This window comes from Microbacterium sp. (genome assembly GCF_049661145.1).
GTDB lineage: Bacteria > Actinomycetota > Actinomycetes > Actinomycetales > Microbacteriaceae > Microbacterium.
The window spans coordinates 25,241-43,544 of sequence record NZ_JBASZT010000148.1 but is presented as its reverse complement, the minus strand read 5'-3'; the positions used below and the strand labels follow the sequence as shown (position 1 = coordinate 43,544).

Sequence of the window (18,304 nt, the reverse complement as noted above, 5' to 3'; positions counted from 1 at the left end):
GGGCAGCGGGTGCCGGGGCAGCAGCCGGAGTGGGAGCCGGGGCGGGTGCGGGGGCCGCACCGGCGCCGATCCGTGCGAGGGTCGCGCCCACGGCTACAGTCTCGTCCTCGGCGACGAGGATCTCTTGCAGGGTGCCCGCGACGGGTGAGGGAATCTCGGTGTCGACCTTGTCCGTCGAGATCTCCAGCAACGGCTCGTCGACGGCGACGTCGTCGCCGACCTGCTTGAGCCAGCGAGTGACGGTCCCTTCGGTGACGCTCTCCCCGAGCTCGGGCAGGACGACATCCTTCGCGTCTCCAGCGGGGGCCGAAGCGGCAGGAGCGGGCTCCGCGGGCGCCTCCGCAGCTGGAGCGGGAGCGGGAGCGGGCTCCGCGGGAGCCTCGGCGGGCGTCGCGGCGGGTGCGTCGTCGGCGGCGGGCTGACCGGCACCGTCGCCGATCTTCGCGAGGACTGCGCCGACCTCCACGGTCTCGTCCTCTTGCACGAGGATCTCCTCGATGACGCCGCTGACGGGGGAGGGGATCTCCGTGTCCACTTTGTCGGTCGAGATCTCGAGCAGGCCCTCATCGGCCTGGATCGTGTCACCGACCTTCTTCAGCCAGCGGGTGACCGTTCCCTCGGTCACGCTCTCGCCGAGCGCGGGGAGGACCACGGATGTGCTCATGACTGTGTCTCCTTCAGAAAGTCCGATGTCTGGTCTAGCTTAGTGACCCCCGCGACCGCCGGTGCGGAGACGGGAGTGCGGGCGTTCAGATGGCGTGCAGCGGCTTGCCCGCGAGGGCGAGGAAGGCCTCACCCAGCGCCTCGCTCTGCGTCGGATGGGCGTGCAAGAAGGGGGCGATGTCCTCCGGGTGGGCCTCCCACCCGACGGCCAGCTGTCCCTCGGTGATGAGCTCGCCGACGCGGTCGCCGACGAGGTGCACGCCGAGCACGGGACCGTCGGTGAGTCGCACGACCTTGACGATGCCCGCGGTGCCGAGGATCTCGCTGCGGCCGTTGCCGGCCAGGTTGTACTCGTAGGCGATCGCGGTGTCGCCATACGTCGCGCGCGCCGCGGCCTCGGTCACGCCGACCGAGGCGACCTCGGGATGAGAGTAGGTGATGCGCGGGATCGTGTGTTCGGGCACCGCGGTCGGGTTCAGTCCCGCGAGCTGCTCCGCGACGAAGATGCCCTGCTGGAACCCGCGGTGCGCGAGCTGGAGGCCGGGGACGATGTCGCCGGCTGCCCAGACGTGGGCCACGCTCGTGCGCAGCAGATCGTCGACGACGATGAAACCGCGGTCGGTCGCCACCCCGGCCTCTTCCAATCCGAGGCCCGCCGTGACGGGGCCCCGTCCAACGGCGACCAACAAGTAGTCGGCCGACAGCTCCGCGCCGTCCTCCAGCGCGACGGTGACGCCGCCGTCCGTCTGCGTCACCGAGGCGAACCTGCTCGCCAGCCGTGCCGTGATCCCTCGCTTGCGGAATGCGCGCTCGAGGGACTTGCTGACGGAGAGATCCTCGGCCGGCACCAGATGATCAAGGGCCTCGACGATCGTGACCTCGGTCCCGAGGGAGCGCCAAGCGCTGGCGAACTCGACGCCGATGACGCCGCCGCCGAGCACGATGGCGGATGCCGGGATCTCGCGCAGCGCGAGCGCCTGCTCGCTCGCGATGATCCGGCCGCCGAGGTCGAGACCCGGGAGGGTGCGCGTGTACGAACCGGTCGCGAGGACGACGTCGGCACCGCGGTAGAGGTCGTCGCCGACCGCGACCGCCGGGCCGGCTGCATCGACGACGAGCCGACCGACACCCGTGACGACGGTGATGCCGCGCGCCGTGATCAGACCTTCGAGCCCTCGGAGCTTCTTCGCGACGATGCCTTCGCGAAACGCTGCGACGGCTTCGGCATCGATGCTCTCGAGCGATGCCGTGATTCCGACGGATGCGGCACCGCGAACCTGATCGGCGACCTCGGCGGCGTGCAGCAGCGCCTTCGTCGGGATGCAGCCGCGGTGGAGGCACGTGCCGCCCAGGCGATCCTTCTCGACGAGGACGACCGATCGCCCGAGTTCGGCGGCGCGCAGTGCCGCGGCGTAGCCGGCGGATCCTCCGCCCAGGACGACGAGGTCGGCACCATGCTCGGTCATCGGGTCTCCCCCTCGATGAAGGCGAGCAGCGATCGCACCGTCGTGGCGGTGGGCCCCTTTTCGGTCGCGCCCGCGGCCACCTTCGTAGTGCCGCTGCCGGCGATGTCCAGGTGCACCCAGGGGATGCGGGGGGCGTCCTGCTGGTCGGAGACCCTGCCGACGAACCGGCGCAGGAACAGCCCGGCGAAGAGCGCTCCGCCCGTCGGGTCGCCGATCTTCGCGTTCTGAAGATCGGCGATCGGGGAGTCGAGCTCATCCTCCATGTGTTCGGGCAGCGGCAGTGGCCATGCCGCTTCGCCGACGGCGGTGGCGGCGGCGAGGTAGCGCGCCACAGCATCCTCTTCACCCATGACACCGGTATGCCGGGTGCCCAGCGCAACGGAGATCGCCCCAGTGAGAGTGGCCACGTCGAGGATCACATCGGGTCGGGTGCGGCTGGCTGCGACCAGTCCGTCAGCGAGCACGAGGCGTCCCTCGGCATCGGTGTTGAGCACCTCGACGGTCGTGCCACCCAGCATCCGCAGCACGTCGCCGGGACGGATCGCGCGGCCGGACGGCATGTTGTCGGCGACGCACATCCAGCCCGTGACGCGTACCGGAAGGGCGAGCTTCGCCACCGCCTGCACGACGGCGAGCACCGTTGCAGCGCCGCACATGTCGTACTTCATCCCGACCATGCTCGTCGGTGGCTTCAGGGAGAGGCCACCGGTGTCGAAAGTTATGCCCTTGCCGACGAGGGCGATATGGCGGTCGGCCCCGGTCGGCGCGTACTCGAGGCGCACCAGGCGGGGCGGGCGATCGGATCCCTGCCCCACGCCGAGGATGCCCCCGAAGCCGCCATCGGCCAACTCCCGCTCGTCGAGCACGGCCACATCGATGGGCAGTCCCGTCGCTGCCTCGAGTGCCGCCTCGGCGACATCCTGTGGGCCGAGCCACTCGGCAGGGGTGCTCACGAGATCCTTGACGAGTGCCATCGCGGCCCCGACCGCGCGGGCGTGCGTGAGCGCGTCGCCGGCCGCTTCGGCATGCAGGACGACACGAGACGCCCGGGTCGGTGCCGGCGACGACTTGTAGCCGTCGAAGCGGTACCCGCCGATGACAGCGCCCTCGGCGATCGCCCGCCACTGCGCCCCGGCGGCGTCGTTCGCAATCTTCGGCGCGCCGACCGCGAGCGTCCCGAAGCCGGTCGTGGTCCGCACTGCGCAACCGACGGCGTCGCGGAGCGCATCGGCACCCGGTGCCGACCCGGTTCCGACGACGACCAGCGGCTTCGTCGTCGCCTCCGGCGCGTAGGCGCGCACAATCGCCCCGGCCGCCCCGGAAAAGCCCACCGCCTCCAACGAAGCCCGCAGACCCGGCCAGTCGTCGAGTGCGTCGGCGGCATCGGCCAGCGGGGGAAGTGCGAGGATCAACGCGTCGGCCTCGGCCTCGCGCAGCGGATCGGTGGAGTGCGACAGCTCGGGGAACGCCATGCGTCCATCCTAGGTACGGCCCCCGCACCGCTTCCGACGACCGCTCCTGTTCGCTGTCAGCGCGACACGGTCCTGCCATGGCCGCAGCCTCGTACAGTGGTTTCATGCCCCTGAGCGGTCCCCTCTATGAGCGTGTCGCATCGGCGCCGCCGGTACCGGCTGGTCTGCCGATGGTCGTCGTGCTGACAGGGTTCACCGATGCCGGCGGCGCCGTCTCGCAGATGATCGAGGTGTTCCGCGACGACCTCGCCCCCGCCCCCGTCGTGGCCTTCTCTGCAGACGTGCTGCTGGACTACCGTGCGCGCCGACCGATCATCACGTTCGATGCCGATCACCTCGCCGACTACCGCCCGCCGCGCCTCGAGCTCTCGCTGGCCCACGACGCCCTGGGTCAACCGTTCGTGCTCCTCGCGGGCTTCGAGCCCGACTTCGCCTGGGATGCCTTCACCGAGACCGTCGTCGGCCTGGCGGAGGGGCTTCAGGTGGCGACGGTCACCTGGGTGCACGCGATTCCGATGCCCGTGCCGCACACGCGACCCATCGGCACCACCGTCAGTGGCACGCGCCGTGAACTGACGAAGGCGCACTCGGTGTGGCAGCCGCACACCCAGGTGCCCGCGACGGTCGGCCATCTGCTCGAACACCGCTTCGCCGAGAGTGGGGCGGCCGTCTCGGGGTTCGTGCTGCTCGTGCCGCACTACCTCGCCGACACGGACTACCCGGCGGCGGCACTCGCAGGGCTCGACAGTCTGTCAGTGGCCACAGGGCTCGTCTTCGACGCCGACACCGTGCGTGAGGAGAACCGGGAGTACCTCGCGAAGGTCGACGATCAGGTCGAAGGCAACGCCGAGCTCACGGCGATGCTGCACACTCTGGAGGAGCGGTACGACGCCTATATGGCCGGGTCGAGCCTCGGCCAGCCGATCATTCACACCGGCGACCTGCCGAGTGCCGACGAACTGGCCGCCGAGCTCGAACGGTTCCTCGCCGACCGGCGTCCCGACGACGACAAACGCGGGCTCCGTTGACGGAATGCCCCGGCCGGCGCGGGTGTTGATGATGTAGCGATGTCCCGGGTGCATTCGGCTCTTGCGCACGGCCGGGGCGATCATGTATGCGACAATGGAGGCCTGACCCGTTGTCAGCACCAGGGCGATTCCTCCATGAGAAACCCGGGGGCTTGACAAGGGTCATACTCCTGTCCGAAAACCCGGCTACTCCGCCGGTGAAAGGCAAGACGTGACCTCAGGCACGAAGACCACCCGCACTCGCAAGGTCGATGAGACCGAAGCAGCGGAGACCACCGCGGACCAGGCGGTGGCGCAGACGCCGAAGGCCGCGGCCAAGAAGGCGTCCACGCGCGCTGCCGCCTCGTCCGCCAAGACGACGCCGAAGACCAAGGCCGCGGCGAAGACCGCCTCGAAGACGGTGGCCCCGCACGAGGACGAAGAGGAGATCGACGACGACGTCGAACTCGATGAGGCCGATATCGACACTGCCGACGACGTCGTCACGGCAGACGATGCCGACACGGACGACGCGGACGAGGCTACGACGTCGGACAAAGGCGCGAAGAAGGGCGCTTCCGCTCAGGAGGACGACGAAGAGGACGAAGAGGGCACCACCAAGCCCGCGTTCACGGAGCCGTTGCCCACCGGTGCGATCGTGATCACGTCGAGCGACGAAGACGACGTCCCGGTGTACTCGACGCAGATCACGGGAGCGACTGCGGACCCGGTCAAGGACTACCTGAAGCAGATCGGCAAGGTCCCGCTGCTGAACGCGGCCGAAGAGGTTGAGCTCGCGATGCGCATCGAGGCGGGCCTGTTCGCCGAGGAGAAGCTGTCGCACATGTCTGCGGCCGAGAAGTCCGGCCAGCTGGGCCTCGACCTCCAGTGGGTCGCCCGTGACGGTCAGCGCGCGAAAAGCCACCTGCTCGGCGCGAACCTCCGCCTCGTCGTCTCGCTGGCCAAGCGCTACACGGGTCGTGGCATGCAGTTCCTGGATCTCATCCAGGAGGGCAACCTGGGCCTCATCCGCGCTGTCGAGAAGTTCGACTACACGAAGGGATTCAAGTTCTCCACGTACGCGACGTGGTGGATCCGCCAAGCCATCACGCGCGCTATGGCCGACCAGGCGCGCACGATCCGCATCCCCGTCCACATGGTCGAAGTCATCAACAAGCTGGCGCGCGTGCAGCGGCAGATGCTCCAGGACCTGGGCCGCGAGCCCACACCGGAGGAACTCAGTCGCGAACTCGACATGACCCCCGAGAAGGTCATCGAGGTGCAGAAGTACGGTCGCGAGCCGATCTCGCTGCACACGCCGCTCGGCGAAGACGGCGACAGCGAGTTCGGCGACCTCATCGAGGACACCGAGGCGGTCGTGCCGGCGGATGCCGTGGGTTTCACGATGCTGCAGCGTCAGCTCGAGTCGCTCCTCGATTCGCTCTCCGAGCGTGAGGCGGGCGTCATCCGCATGCGCTTCGGTCTGGGCGACGGCCAGCCGAAGACGCTCGACCAGATCGGCGACACGTTCGGCGTGACGCGCGAGCGCATCCGCCAGATCGAGTCGAAGACGATGGCGAAGCTGCGGCATCCATCGCGCTCGCAGTCACTGCGGGACTACCTCGAATGAGCGCCGACGTCCCGAACGACGGCAAGGCTCTCACGGTCACCGTCGACGGGACGGCGTTCGCGCGGATCCCGATCCGCACGCGCGTCGTCCTGCGCGGTGACGACCTCGACACGTTCATCGCCGAGTACGCCGCCCCGGTCGTCCGTGACGGCGACGTCCTGTTCGTAACGGAGAAGATCGTCGCGATCACCCAGGGACGCTCGTTCACGCTCGATGAGATCCAGCCGCGCGCGCTCGCCCGGTTCCTGTCGAAGTACGTCACGCGCACGTCGTACGGAATCGGGCTCGGCATGCCCGAGACGATGGAGATGGCGCTCCGGGAGTGCGGCACCCCGCGCATTCTGTTCGCCGCGGTCGTCAGCGCGGTGACGAAGCTCTTCGGTCGGCGCGGAGACTTCTACCGCATCGCGGGCGACAAGGCACGGGCCATCGACGGGCCTACCAGCGGCACGATTCCGCCCTACAACAAGGCCGTCGTGCTGGGACCAGATCGGCCCGCGGAGGTGTCCGCGCGCCTGCGGACGCTCCTGGCGGAAAAGAGCGGCGTCACTGTCGATGTCGCGGTCGTCGACATCAATGACATCGGCGGCAACATCCTCGGTTCGACGCTCGACAAACCGGGTGAGCAGCGTCTGGTGCGTATCCTGCGCGACAACCCCCTCGGCCAGGGGCATCAGTCGACGCCGCTGGGCGTCATCCGCGCCGCGTAGTCGTCGGTGGACGCGGCCGGTATCGTTGCGAAGGTTTCGATACGCCGCGCACAGGCGCGCGGCTACTCAACCTGACACGCAGACGGATCAACGCCGCTGCGCGGCATTGATCCGCCTCGTGTCACCAGCCCATGGCGGCGCGGTACCGCGGCAGGTGACCGTGACGGATGCCGGTGGCGGTCGGCTTGTTCTCGAAGACGCCCGCCCCCCAGTTGCCCTCGACGAGCACGGGACCGGATGCCGTCGCGACGATGTCCCAGCCCACGTACCGCACTTGGGGAACGACGAGGGCGACCTCGGTGATGAGCTCGCGCACCCGATCCACGTCGGGCAGCACGAAGTCCGCGATGCGGACGCCCGTATCGGGGTGCGTCCCATACAGTTCGCCGTGGATGTCGTAGCCCATGCCCATGGCGCGCCCGTCCTCGTGGAGCGTCGTGTAGAAGCCGCCGAACGCGCCCTGGTCGCTGACCTGGCCGCGGCCGAACTTCTGGGCCATGTTGATGATCTCCGCGGTGCCGTCGTCTTTGACGAACGTCGTGACGCGCGTCGTGTTCGCGGTGCCAGGGGCGATGCGCTCCAGCTCGGGATGCTGCACGATCCGCTCCTCGACGAGCACCTGACCGCGGCTGATCAACTCGGCGCGGAAGGCTTCCCAGTTCGTGATGCCCGTGGTGTCGTAGCGGCTGACCCCGAAACCGGACTTGCTGACCGGTTCCTTCCCGATGAGCACCGGGTGCCGCTGCGCGAACTCGCGCAACTCCTCGGCATCCGTGTTCTCGACGTCGAGCCACTCCCGTCCGAGGAACCGGTCGAACAGGCGGTTGAACTCCAGTTTGTCGTGGAAGTGATGCACGAATGCCGGGTCGTCGAACTTCTTGGACAACTCCAGCGCGAGGGGGCTCGTCACCCAGGTAGCGCGCTCACTGCGCGTGAGGATCGCGAAATCGAACTCGATGTAGTCGTTGAAGCCGACGCGGTGACGCGCCGCGGACCAGAGCATGTCCGCAAGCACGAGGGGGTAACTCTTGCCGTGGACCCGCGCTGTCTTACGGGCGCGCCCCGTCACCGAACCGAGGTCGAATCCGCGCGCCCGCTGCAAGAGGAAACGGAGGCGGTCGTGAAGAGCGAGACCGCTCGTGGTCATGGGCGTCCTTCCGGACCGATGGAACAAACGTCCCCAGTCTAGAAGGATCGTCCCGGAAGGGCCGGGTCAGCGCGCGTCGGCGAGCCGGGCCGTCTCGTCGTGCCAGCTCGTGGCGACGGCGCGCAGCTTCTCCTCGTACTTGCGTCCGTGGTGAGCACAGAACAGCAACTCGCTGCCGTTGACCTCGGCGGCGATGTAGGCCTGCGCACCACACGAATCGCAACGATCGGTCGCGGTCAGGCGGTGCTCGAGGACGGGCTCTGCGGTGGTTGACATGCTCATTTCGGGTTCCTCCTCGATGCGTCGGCTGTGGTGCGAGTGCTTCACATACAACCACGGGTCGGGCGCACGAATGCCGCGATCCGGTCACATTTCGCTGTACGCGTACGGTGTCCGGCGTTCGCAGCTGTCAAGAGGCCTTACTAGAGTGTGTCAGCGACGAGGTGTCGACGTGCCTGGATACGCTTGAGGATTGTGACCGCCGAGTACTCCGCCCATCACCTCCAGGTGCTCGAAGGACTCGAGGCCGTCCGCAAGCGTCCTGGGATGTACATCGGGTCGACCGACTCGCGCGGACTCATGCACTGTGTGTGGGAGATCATCGACAATTCGGTCGATGAGGCCCTCGCCGGGTTCGGCACGAGGATCGAGATCCTCCTGCACCCCGATGGCAGCGTCGAGGTGCGCGATCGTGCGCGCGGAATCCCGGTCGATGTCGAGCCGCGCACGGGGCTGACCGGCGTCGAGGTCGTGTTCACGAAGCTCCACGCCGGCGGAAAGTTCGGCGGCGGCTCGTATGCGGCATCCGGCGGCCTGCACGGCGTCGGGGCCTCCGTCGTCAACGCGCTGTCGGAGCGACTCGACGTCGAGGTCGACCGCGGCGGGAAGACCTACGCGATGTCGTTTCGTCGCGGCGAACCGGGGGAGTTCGCGGGACCGCGCCCCGACTCGCCCTTCACGCCCTACGACCGCTCGTCCCAGCTCCGGGTGGTGGGCAGGGCCCCCAAGGGCGTCACAGGCACTCGCATCCGTTACTGGGCCGACCGCCAGATATTCACGAAGGATGCCGCGTTCCACCTCGACGAGCTCGAACAGCGCGCTCGCCAGACCGCGTTCCTCATTCCCGGCTTGGAGATCGCGATCACAGACGATCGCGGCGATGAGCGGGTCGAGACGCGCTATCGCTTCGACGGCGGCATCTCGGAGTTCGCCGACTTCCTCGCCCCTGACGCGGGCATCACCGACACCTGGCGTCTCGCCGGTTCGGGAACGTTCACCGAGACCGTCCCGGTGCTGCAGCCGGGCGGCGCGATGGTCCCCACCGAGGTCCAGCGTGAGTGCGAGGTCGATATCGCGCTGCGATGGGGGACGGGCTACGAGACCGTCACGCGCTCATTCGTCAACATCATCGCGACGCCGAAGGGCGGGACGCACCAGTCGGGGTTCGAACAGGGCCTCATGAAGGTCATCCGAACGCAGGTCGAGCAGAACGCCCGACGGCTGAAGGTCGGGACGGGCGAAAAGCTCGAGAAGGACGACATGCTCGCGGGCCTTACCGCCGTCCTGACCGTACGGTTGCCCGAACCGCAGTTCGAGGGGCAGACCAAGGAGATCCTCGGAACACCCGCCGTGCGCACGATCGTCGCGAACGTCCTCGCGAAGGAGTTGGGCGCCCGCTTCGCCTCGACCAAGCGCGACGACAAGTCGCAGACGGCGCTACTGCTGGAAAAAATCGTCTCTGAGATGAAGGCGCGCATCTCGGCGCGGACCCACAAGGAGACGCAGCGCCGCAAGAATGCCCTCGAGTCGTCATCGCTGCCGGTCAAGCTCGCCGACTGCCGCACGAACGACGTCGAGCAGTCCGAACTGTTCATCGTCGAGGGCGACTCGGCGCTCGGCACGGCCAAGCTCGCGCGCAACAGCGAGTTCCAGGCCCTACTGCCGATCCGGGGCAAGATCCTCAACGTGCAGAAGGCCTCGATCAGCGACATGCTCGGCAACGCGGAGTGCGCCGCGATCATCCAGACGATCGGTGCCGGCTCCGGCCGCAGCTTCGACCTCGATGCCGCCCGCTACGGCAAGATCATCCTGATGAGCGACGCCGATGTCGACGGCGCGCACATCCGCACACTGTTGCTCACGCTCTTCTTCAGGTACATGCGTCCGCTCATCGAAGCCGGCCGAGTATACGCGGCCGTGCCACCCTTGCATCGCGTCATCGTCGTCCACCCAGGCTCCAAACCCAATGAGACCGTCTACACCTACAGCGAGCAGGAACTGCACACCCTGCTCGCGAAGCTGCAGAAGGCGGGACGACGCTGGCAGGAGCCCGTGCAGCGGTACAAGGGTCTCGGTGAGATGGATGCCGACCAACTGGCGGAGACGACGATGGATCGCGCGGGCCGACTGCTGCGCCGCGTGCGGGTGCAGGACGCCGAGGCGGTGTCCGGCGTCTTCGAGTTGCTGATGGGCAGCGACGTCGCCCCTCGGCGGGACTTCATCGTGACCTCGAGCGACCGCCTCGATCGCGAGTCCATCGACGCCTGAGTGCCCGGGAACGACGCGGGGCCCGAAACCGATCTGGGGGGATTCGGTTTCGGGCCATCGCCGCGGCATCGAACGCATCACTCCCGGATGACGATGGCGCCCGATGGGCTGCCCCTCGTCCCCGAAATCACGGGAGTCATGCGTTGTGCTCAGTGAAGAACTGACTGGGGACCAGTTCTTCGGCTGCCATCAGCTTACGGGCGCGCCTGATGGCCCGCATGTGGACGAACGGATGAATCGTCTGCAACTTTCGTCTATGCCGCGGGGCTGCTCAGTCGCTGAGCGGGAGGGCAGCGGTCACCACCCAGCCCTCCGGCCGGTGCCCCGCTTCGAAGGTGCCCCCGAAGACCCGGAAGCGCTCGCGCAGCCTGACGATGCCATAGCCGGATGACGGAAGGCCCGCTGTCTGGGCCAGTGGCGAGTCATCGGAGATTCGCAGGTGAACCCAGTCATGCTCAACGTACAGCGCGATCTGCACCGAGCGTGCTCCCGTCGCGTGCTTGAGGACGTTGGTCGCGCTTTCTCGGATGACGCGGATCAGCGCGAGAAGCGGGGCGTTCGGCAGCCGGAGTTCGTCGGGAACATTCACCTCGACGTCAATGCCCGCGTCGCGCAACTCCCGCACGGCGGTCGTGAGCGCGCCTTCCAGACTGTCGGGCGAAGGTACGCGCTCGGGCCAGAGGTTCTCCTCACCACGAACCATCCCGAGCACGCGGCGGATATCGCTGAGCGCCTGGACGGCGGCGTCGCGAATGGCGGTCTGAGACTGACTGCGCGTCTGCGTGTCCTCGGTGCGTTCCAGCACGGCGGCGTGGAGTGCGACGATCGTGATCTCGTGCGCCACGATGTCATGGAGCTCGTCGGCGATGAGGTCGCGCTCGTGGCGCAGTTGCTCGGCGACTTCACGCTCGGTTGCTTCCAGTTGCATAGCCAGTGTCTTCGCTCTCTCGAATTGCTGTCTGATGGTGAGGCCGATCACCAGGCTCAAGACGCTCAGCAGAGCTATGACGACCCCTCCGAGCGGCTGAAAACCGGATTGGGGGTTGGTGATCGCGACGAACAGCCAGATGCACCATGCGAACGCGTAGACCGCGGTCAGGGCAGCGCTACAGGTGAAAGCCACGAGACCGAGAATCGCCGCGGCCGTCAGCAGACTGGTTGCGACCCCTACGATGCTTGCTGCGATGATCATGCAGATCAGCGCGACGGTCGCAACCGGCGGTCTCCAGGCGAATACGGCCACAGCGAGGGTCAGACTCGTGGTCGCCACTGCCGACGCGACGTTCGTCGCATCGACGTTCGTCGCGCGAAACAGCGAATCCAGAATGAGCGTGGCGGCGACGACCGCAATGAGGGTGCGGCGAGCCAGCGTGCTCAATGGGCGGTACGCCCAGAAGGGGGCGCGCAAGTACTCACGCACGCTCGCGCTGACGGTGGTCACCTCGCGATTATCCCGCGATCGGTCGCTGGGAAGACGACGCGTCAGCGATCACTTCCAGATACCGAGCTGTTGTCCGAGCCAATACCACATTCGATTCACCTCCTGCAATGTCTCGAATCGATTCTTCAAACAGAGGTCCCGAAGCACGACCGACGAACGTCTATTGAGCTTGCGACTTTTGTCGATCTCGACGACGACGGGCGAGCGAACAGGCGTCCGTAAACTGTCGTTGTGGCTGAGGCGATCCGGGTGGTCATCGTCGACGACGAGTGGCTGGTACGCGCGGCGCTGCGTGTCTTCCTAGAGTCGGCGGACGGTTTCGAGCTCGTCGGCGAGGCGGAAAACGGTGCGGATGCCGTGTCGATGGCGCGTGCCGAGCGTCCCGATGTCGTGCTCATGGACGTCCAGATGCCGAAGATGGACGGCATCGAAGCGACGCGCCGTCTCACGCAGGAGTTCCCCGGCATCAAGATCATCGCCCTCACGACTTTCTCGACTGAGCGCGTGATCGTCCCGATGCTCAGCGCGGGCGCCTCGGGGTTCCTCGTGAAGGATACGTCGCCCGACCGGATACTCGACGCCGCTCGTCTCGCCCACGAAGGCGGCTATGTGCTGTCGCCGCGCGTAGCCAAAGAGCTCGTGGCCTCGGTGCAGCAGTCGGCGGCCGCATCGCCCCGGGGCCTCACACGTGAGGAAGAACTGACCGATCGCGAGCTCGAGGTGGTCACGCTACTCGCCCAAGGCATGTCCAACGCCGAGATCGGGGCGGCCATGTTCGTCTCCGAGGCCACCGTGAAATCGCATCTCGGCCGTATCACCGCCAAGTGGAGAGTCCGCGACCGCGTGCAGGTGCTCATCCGAGCGACGCAACTCGGGCTCGTCTCGCTCTCGTGACCACCCCTATCAGGAGATGACCGTGCCCACAGCGGCCACGACGGCATCAAGCGGCTGTCCCGATGCATCTCGCTTCGCGCCGGTGGACGGCAGCTGACGTACGGCTCCATCGGCACCGAGCGCCCGCGGCTCGACACCCACCCATGCGAGGGTGAGCGTGTTCTCGCCCTTCAAGAAGCGGTGCGCGCGCACCCCGCCGGTCGCGCGCCCCTTGGCGGGGAACTCTTCGAGCGGGGTGACTTTGCCGCTGCCCGCATCCGTTCCCACGATCGCCTGCGACGAGCCCGCGATCGTCACGACGACCACGCCGGTCGGAGCGGACACCGCGTCGAAGGAGATGGTCTCCGCGCCGTCGGAGAGTCGGATCCCGGCCATTCCACCCGCGGCACGGCCCTGCGGGCGCACGGCCGCCGCGTCGAAGCGCAGCAACTGCGCGTCGCTGGCGATGAAGACGAGTTCGGCGCCGTCCGGCGCAAGGGCCGCGCCCACGACGTGATCACCGGGCTTGAGCGCGATGATCTCGACGTCGTGCTTGCCGGCGACGAGTTCCGACGTGGCGACTCGCTTGACGACGCCCTGCGCGGTGCCGAGGGCGATGAGCACGTCTCCGAGCGGCACGATCGCGACGACGTGCTCGCCGCCGGGCAGACCGAGGTACTGGTCGGCGCGGGTGCCGGCCGCCAGTTGCACGGCATTTGCCGGAACCGAGGGAAGATCCACCGGTGAGAAGCGCACGAGCCGCCCCGCGGTGGTGATCGCACCGAGATCGCCGCGCGTGGTGGCGTCAACGGCGACGCGGATGCCGTCGTGCTTCGCCCGGCGGGACGGCACGACGACTCCTCCCTCGGCGGTGACCTCGGACCTCACCATTCGCCCCGTCGCGGAGAGGAAGACTCGGCATGGCTCGTCGGCGATCTCCAGATCGGTAGGCGCGGCGCTGCGCGAACGCGGCGCCACCGGGCCGCCATTGAGCAGCAGCGTGCGGCGCGGTGTACCGAAGGTCTCGGCCGCGGCATCCAGTTCTCTGGCCACCTGCCGACGCAGGAGCGCATCGCTGGCGAGCAGTTCCTCGAGCTGTGCGATCTCGGCACGGAGCGTGTCGCGCTCGCTTTCGAGCTCGATACGCGAGAAGCGGGTGAGGCGGCGCAGCCGAAGCTCGAGGATGTACTCCGCCTGCGGCTCGGAGAGGTCGAAGACGCTCATGAGCTTGCTGCGCGCCTGCTCCGTGTCGTCGGAGCCGCGGATCACCTGGATGACCTCGTCGATGTCGAGGATCGCGATGAGCAGACCCTCCACGAGGTGGAGACGCTCCTGCTTTCGGGCGAGCCGGTAGCGGCTGCGTCGCGTGACGACCTGGATGCGGTGATCGAGGTAAACGCGCAGCAGTGGCTTCAGGCCGAGGGTCTGCGGCTGCCCGTCCACAAGCGCGTTGTTGTTGATGCCGAACGACTCCTCAAGGGGGGTCAGCCGGTACAGCTGCTCGAGCACCGCGTTCGGATCGAAGCCCGTCTTGATTCCGATCACGAGGCGCAGGCCGTGATTGCGGTCCGTCAGGTCGTTGACATCTGCGATCCCGGTGAGCCTCTTCGCGCCGACGGCGTCCTTGATCTTCTCGATCACCCGCTCCACCCCGACCATATAGGGCAGTTCCGTGACGACGATGCCGGTCCGGCGAGGCCCGAGCGACTCGATCGATGCCTTCGCGCGGGTACGGAAGGAGCCTCTACCGGTCTGGTAGGCCTCCGTGATGCCGTCGAGTCCGACGATGATTCCACCGCCGGGCAGGTCGGGTCCCGGGACGAACTCCATGAGCTCCGCCGTCGTGGCGTCGGGGCTCTCGAGGAGATGCACGGCCGCGGCGACGATCTCGATGAGGTTGTGAGGCGGCATGTTGGTCGCCATACCGACCGCGATGCCGGAGGCCCCGTTGACGAGCAGATTCGGGAAGGCCGCCGCCAGGACGGCGGGCTGCTGGAACTGGCCGTCGTAGTTGGGGATGAAGTCGACGACGTCCTCGTCCAGGTTCTCGGTCAGCGCCAGCGCTGCCGGTGCGAGGCGCGCCTCGGTGTACCGAGCGGCGGCCGGTCCGTCATCGAGCGAACCGAAGTTGCCGTGGCCGTCGACGAGCGGCACGCGCAGCGCCCATGGCTGCGCGAGACGCACGAGGGCGTCGTAGATCGCCGAATCACCGTGGGGATGCAGCTTTCCCATGACCTCGCCGACGACGCGGGCACTCTTGACATGGCCGCGGTCGGGACGCAGCCCCATATCCGCCATCTGGTACAGGATCCGCCGCTGGACGGGCTTGAGACCGTCCCGGGCGTCAGGGAGCGCACGTGAGTAGATGACCGAGTACGCGTACTCGAGATACGAATCCTGCATCTCCGCCGAGACGTCGACGTCCTCGATGCGTCCATGATCCTCCGGGATGGACGCGCTGCGCGAAGCTGCCATGAATCTGCGAGGCTCCCTGTGGTCGGGCGGAGTCGGGACGGCGACGAAAAGAAGGATGGGCCTCGTCCGCCGTGTGCGAGACTGGCCCCGATGTCCCTCAGCCTACCCGCGGACCCGCCGTCGGCCCGGAGCCTCACCGACGTCGTGCCGCAACTGGTCGCCTCGCTCGATGGCGCGTCCGACTGGTTCGCGTCGGCGCGCTCGGCGGTACTGGTGCTCGTGGACGGTCTCGGCCGGGGCAACCTGACCGCGCGTGCTGGTCACGCGCGATTCCTGACCTCGAGGATGGGAAAGAGGGATGCCGCCCGCACCGTGTTCCCCACGACGACGGCGACGGCGCTGACGAGCCTCCTGACCGGCACCGATGCCGGAGTCCACGGCATCGTCGGTTACCGCGCCCGCATCCCCGGCACGCTGCGTGCCCCGAACCAGCTGAAGGGTTGGGAGACCGATGGATTGGATCCGCTCACCTGGCAGCGTGCGCAGCCACTTCTGGAACGGGAGGCTGCGGGCGGCCGACGCTGCTTCGTGGTGTCCGAAGCGGCCTACGCGACTACGGGGTTCACCCGCGCGCTCCAGCGCGGCGCGGAGTTCGTGAGTGCGGCCACCCCTCGTGAACGGCTGCTCGCCGCTGCGGACCTCGCCGCCGCCCACGCCGGCGCGCTGATCTACGTCTACCTCCCCGAACTCGACAAGATCGGCCATGCGCACGGCTGGGAGTCGGCGCAGTGGGTAGCGGGCCTCGAGATCGTGGATGCCGCCATCGCCGAGTTCGGGGGGCGCCTTGACGCACGGACCGGCGCCGTCGTCACGGCCGATCACGGCATGGTCGACGTCCCGGCTCACCGCCACGTGCTGCTGCGGGAAGGGGACGCGCTCTTGGGAGACGTCGAGATCGTCGCGGGGGAGCCGCGGCTGCTGCAGCTGTATGTGAGCCGCGGCGCGACCGAGGATGTGGCGGCACGTTGGCGTGCCGCCGAGGGCGGTCGATCCTGGGTGCTCACGCGCACCGAGGCGATCGCCGCCGGGCTGTACGGTGCGACGGTGGATGCCGAAGTCGTTCCGCGCATCGGAGACGTGCTCGTGGCGGCGCGTGCGATCGTCGCCTACTACGACGACCGGCTCGCGGACAAGAAGGCGCAACGCATGATTGGACAGCACGGTTCGCTCGCCGATCAGGAGCGGATCGTGCCGCTCATCCGGCTGGGCGCCTCCGCCGGTTGAACACCGCCGTCAGGAACCATCCTCGGTCCGCGCTCCGAAGACGATCTCGTCCCATGACGGCATCGAGGTGCGGCCCTTGCGGCGAGACACCTCGTTCATGACGGTGGGCTCGAGGTGCTCGTCGCCGTCGGAGCTCTCGCCGCCGTCGGCGTCGGCGGGTGCTTCGTCGTACCCGGGCTCGAGCGCATCGAACAGCGCAACGGGAGAATGCTGTGGCTCCTGCGTCGCCGCGGCGGGCACTCCGTCGCGCTGACCGCGTCGACGCCGCAGCGCTTCGAGGAGATCGGCGGTCTCGGCCGAGGTCACCGTCTGATCCGGTGCGCGTTTGATCGCGGCATCTTCCACCGCCGCAGCCACGGGAGTACGCACTTCCTGGCGAACGATATCGATCTCGGGCGCCCCGGACTCGCCGCCACCGTCACGCCGACGCGGCCCGAAAGCGCCGGAGTCGAACCGCGAGGAGTCCTTCAGCGGCGAGGAGTCCAGTGCGCGCAAACGGGGGATCAGGCCCTCGGGCAGCGATCCCTGGCGGGAGAGCTGGGTGGCATCGGCGTTCTGCGGCGCCAGGCTGCTACGGCGAGGGTCGAAGCCCCAACGGGCGTCGTGGTCGATGTCGTTCGCGGTGAACTCGAGCTTGACGACCCAGCCGGACTCCTCCTTCCAGCTGGTCCAGCGTTCACCGACGGCGCCGGCCTCGGCGAGCTTGGCGCGCACGGCGACGCCGAAGGTCGGCTGGGCGGTGCCGTCGATCTCCCCGGCGACGAGCACGGGTACGGCGAGTGCCTGGTCGACGACGTGCTCGCGCTCGGCCAGCACGGGGTGCTCGAAACGCTGCACATCCTCCAGCCGCGCGCCGAGTAGTTCGGCGACCTCTTCCGCGGAAAGCCCCGAGCGGATGTGGGACTGAATCTCGCGAGGACTGGGCCGAGAACCGCGGGGCTCGGCGTCGCGTTCGATGCGACGCAGTTGCGATCGCAACGTCTCGTCGACGGCGAGCGCGAAACGATCGCCCGCCTCCGTAGCGAGGACGAGCACGCGCTCTTCGATCCCGATGACTTTGAGCTGCTCCATGAGAATCGCCCCTCCAGATCTCTGCGTGGGCATCATTCGACTTCCCGGCCCATGCTGGCACGGCCGACCCCGCCGATCCGGGAATATCCCGGGCGCGCCGTCAGTTTCACGCGTCGCACCCGCCAGAAGCGGGGCTCACCGCGGCGGTCATTTGCGAAATGGGGAACCGTCGTGCAAACTATCGCCGCCCGCAGGACGCGCCTCGCGTTCGACCGCGGGCCGGCACTGGCACAACCTGGAAGTTGAGAGCATGGCGACCGACTACGACGCCCCCCGCAAGACCGACGACGACAGCGAGTCGATCGAGGCCCTGAAGGAGCGCGTCCCCGACAAGTTGTCCGCGTCCGTCGACGTGGAGGACGCCGACAATCCGTCGGGGTTCGAACTGCCCGGCGCCGACCTGTCCGACCTCGAGCTCGATGTCGTCGTCCTTCCGCCGCAGGAGGACGAGTTCACGTGCATCGAGTGCTTCCTGGTCAAGCACCGCACGCAGATCGACCACGAGACCTCCGCCGGGGCGGTGTGCATCGAGTGCGCCTGAAGCGAGAGTCCTCGTGACGTGACTCAGACTTTCTCGC

General features: G+C 68.0%; 15 protein-coding genes. 7 read left to right on the top strand and 8 right to left on the bottom strand.

Annotated features, from left to right (window positions below):
* The 3 genes from WBP48_RS06840 to WBP48_RS06830 form a co-directional block, all read right to left on the bottom strand.
* Positions 1-664 (bottom strand): biotin/lipoyl-containing protein (locus WBP48_RS06840; RefSeq protein WP_424438024.1); only part of this gene is annotated, 664 nt, incomplete at its 3' end.
* 85 nt (positions 665-749) lie between these two features.
* Positions 750-2,129, bottom strand: coding sequence for a dihydrolipoyl dehydrogenase (lpdA, locus tag WBP48_RS06835; RefSeq protein WP_424438021.1), 1,380 nt, complete (start codon positions 2,127-2,129; stop codon positions 750-752).
* On the bottom strand, positions 2,126-3,601 hold the full coding sequence (locus tag WBP48_RS06830; protein WP_424438018.1) for a leucyl aminopeptidase: 1,476 nt from the start codon (positions 3,599-3,601) through the stop codon (positions 2,126-2,128). Before WBP48_RS06830 ends, lpdA begins: the two co-directional genes overlap by 4 nt.
* 104 nt (positions 3,602-3,705) lie before the next feature.
* On the opposite strand from WBP48_RS06830, the gene WBP48_RS06825 reads away from it, so the two are divergent.
* The 3 genes from WBP48_RS06825 to WBP48_RS06815 all read left to right on the top strand — a co-directional run bounded on the left by WBP48_RS06825 (position 3,706) and on the right by WBP48_RS06815 (position 6,948).
* On the top strand, positions 3,706-4,629 hold the full coding sequence (locus WBP48_RS06825) for a proteasome assembly chaperone family protein (RefSeq protein ID WP_424438015.1): 924 nt from the start codon (positions 3,706-3,708) through the stop codon (positions 4,627-4,629).
* Between the two features lie 211 nt (positions 4,630-4,840).
* Positions 4,841-6,238 carry an RNA polymerase sigma factor gene (locus tag WBP48_RS06820; RefSeq protein WP_424438012.1) on the top strand — a complete coding sequence of 466 codons (1,398 nt, stop codon included), beginning with the start codon at positions 4,841-4,843 and terminating at the stop codon, positions 6,236-6,238.
* Positions 6,235-6,948, top strand: a complete 714-nt coding sequence (locus tag WBP48_RS06815) for a coenzyme F420-0:L-glutamate ligase (protein WP_424438009.1) — start codon at positions 6,235-6,237, stop codon at positions 6,946-6,948. The genes WBP48_RS06820 and WBP48_RS06815 overlap by 4 nt, the downstream gene beginning before the upstream one ends.
* Positions 6,949-7,069: 121 nt before the next feature.
* Here WBP48_RS06815 and WBP48_RS06810 read toward each other — a convergent pair whose 3' ends face one another.
* Together WBP48_RS06810 and WBP48_RS06805 are read right to left on the bottom strand one after the other, a co-directional pair.
* Positions 7,070-8,095 (bottom strand): sugar-transfer associated ATP-grasp domain-containing protein, encoded by a 1,026-nt coding sequence (locus WBP48_RS06810; RefSeq protein WP_424438006.1) that lies wholly within the window; start codon positions 8,093-8,095, stop codon positions 7,070-7,072.
* 66 nt (positions 8,096-8,161) lie between these two features.
* Positions 8,162-8,377, bottom strand: a complete 216-nt coding sequence (locus WBP48_RS06805; RefSeq protein ID WP_424438003.1) for a DUF7455 domain-containing protein — start codon at positions 8,375-8,377, stop codon at positions 8,162-8,164.
* A gap of 192 nt (positions 8,378-8,569) precedes the next feature.
* Here WBP48_RS06805 and WBP48_RS06800 point away from each other — a divergent pair, with 192 nt between their 5' ends.
* Positions 8,570-10,642 (top strand): DNA gyrase/topoisomerase IV subunit B, encoded by a 2,073-nt coding sequence (locus WBP48_RS06800; protein WP_424438000.1) that lies wholly within the window; start codon positions 8,570-8,572, stop codon positions 10,640-10,642.
* 271 nt (positions 10,643-10,913) lie between these two features.
* Here the strand turns inward: WBP48_RS06800 and WBP48_RS06795 are convergent, their stop codons facing one another.
* Entirely contained in the window at positions 10,914-12,083 is a 1,170-nt protein-coding gene (locus WBP48_RS06795) for a sensor histidine kinase (protein ID WP_424437997.1), read from the bottom strand.
* A gap of 231 nt (positions 12,084-12,314) precedes the next feature.
* Here WBP48_RS06795 and WBP48_RS06790 point away from each other — a divergent pair, with 231 nt between their 5' ends.
* Positions 12,315-12,977 carry a response regulator gene (locus WBP48_RS06790; RefSeq protein ID WP_424437995.1) on the top strand — a complete coding sequence of 221 codons (663 nt, stop codon included), beginning with the start codon at positions 12,315-12,317 and terminating at the stop codon, positions 12,975-12,977.
* Positions 12,978-12,986: 9 nt separating this feature from the next.
* On the opposite strand, the gene WBP48_RS06785 is transcribed toward WBP48_RS06790, so the two are convergent.
* Positions 12,987-15,431 carry a DNA gyrase/topoisomerase IV subunit A gene (locus WBP48_RS06785; protein WP_424437992.1) on the bottom strand — a complete coding sequence of 815 codons (2,445 nt, stop codon included), beginning with the start codon at positions 15,429-15,431 and terminating at the stop codon, positions 12,987-12,989.
* Between the two features lie 90 nt (positions 15,432-15,521).
* Here WBP48_RS06785 and WBP48_RS06780 point away from each other — a divergent pair, with 90 nt between their 5' ends.
* The gene (locus WBP48_RS06780) at positions 15,522-16,655 is read left to right on the top strand and encodes an alkaline phosphatase family protein (protein ID WP_424437989.1); all 1,134 of its coding nucleotides are present in this window, start codon (positions 15,522-15,524) and stop codon (positions 16,653-16,655) included.
* A gap of 9 nt (positions 16,656-16,664) precedes the next feature.
* Here WBP48_RS06780 and sepH read toward each other — a convergent pair whose 3' ends face one another.
* Positions 16,665-17,726, bottom strand: coding sequence for a septation protein SepH (gene sepH, locus WBP48_RS06775; protein ID WP_424437986.1), 1,062 nt, complete (start codon positions 17,724-17,726; stop codon positions 16,665-16,667).
* 250 nt (positions 17,727-17,976) lie between these two features.
* Between sepH and WBP48_RS06770 the strand changes: the two genes are divergently transcribed.
* On the top strand, positions 17,977-18,267 hold the full coding sequence (locus tag WBP48_RS06770) for a DUF4193 domain-containing protein (protein ID WP_424437983.1): 291 nt from the start codon (positions 17,977-17,979) through the stop codon (positions 18,265-18,267).
* The last annotated feature ends 37 nt before the right edge of the window (positions 18,268-18,304 follow it).

Coding starts and splice junctions, on each gene's coding strand:
- lpdA (WP_424438021.1), bottom strand. CDS start 2,129: ATGACCGAGCATGGTGCCGACCTCGTCGTCCTGGGCGGAGGATCCGCC.
- WBP48_RS06830 (WP_424438018.1), bottom strand. CDS start 3,601: ATGGCGTTCCCCGAGCTGTCGCACTCCACCGATCCGCTGCGCGAGGCC.
- WBP48_RS06825 (WP_424438015.1), top strand. CDS start 3,706: ATGCCCCTGAGCGGTCCCCTCTATGAGCGTGTCGCATCGGCGCCGCCG.
- WBP48_RS06815 (WP_424438009.1), top strand. CDS start 6,235: ATGAGCGCCGACGTCCCGAACGACGGCAAGGCTCTCACGGTCACCGTC.
- WBP48_RS06810 (WP_424438006.1), bottom strand. CDS start 8,095: ATGACCACGAGCGGTCTCGCTCTTCACGACCGCCTCCGTTTCCTCTTG.
- WBP48_RS06805 (WP_424438003.1), bottom strand. CDS start 8,377: ATGAGCATGTCAACCACCGCAGAGCCCGTCCTCGAGCACCGCCTGACC.
- WBP48_RS06785 (WP_424437992.1), bottom strand. CDS start 15,431: ATGGCAGCTTCGCGCAGCGCGTCCATCCCGGAGGATCATGGACGCATC.
- WBP48_RS06780 (WP_424437989.1), top strand. CDS start 15,522: ATGTCCCTCAGCCTACCCGCGGACCCGCCGTCGGCCCGGAGCCTCACC.
- sepH (WP_424437986.1), bottom strand. CDS start 17,726: ATGGAGCAGCTCAAAGTCATCGGGATCGAAGAGCGCGTGCTCGTCCTC.
- WBP48_RS06770 (WP_424437983.1), top strand. CDS start 17,977: ATGGCGACCGACTACGACGCCCCCCGCAAGACCGACGACGACAGCGAG.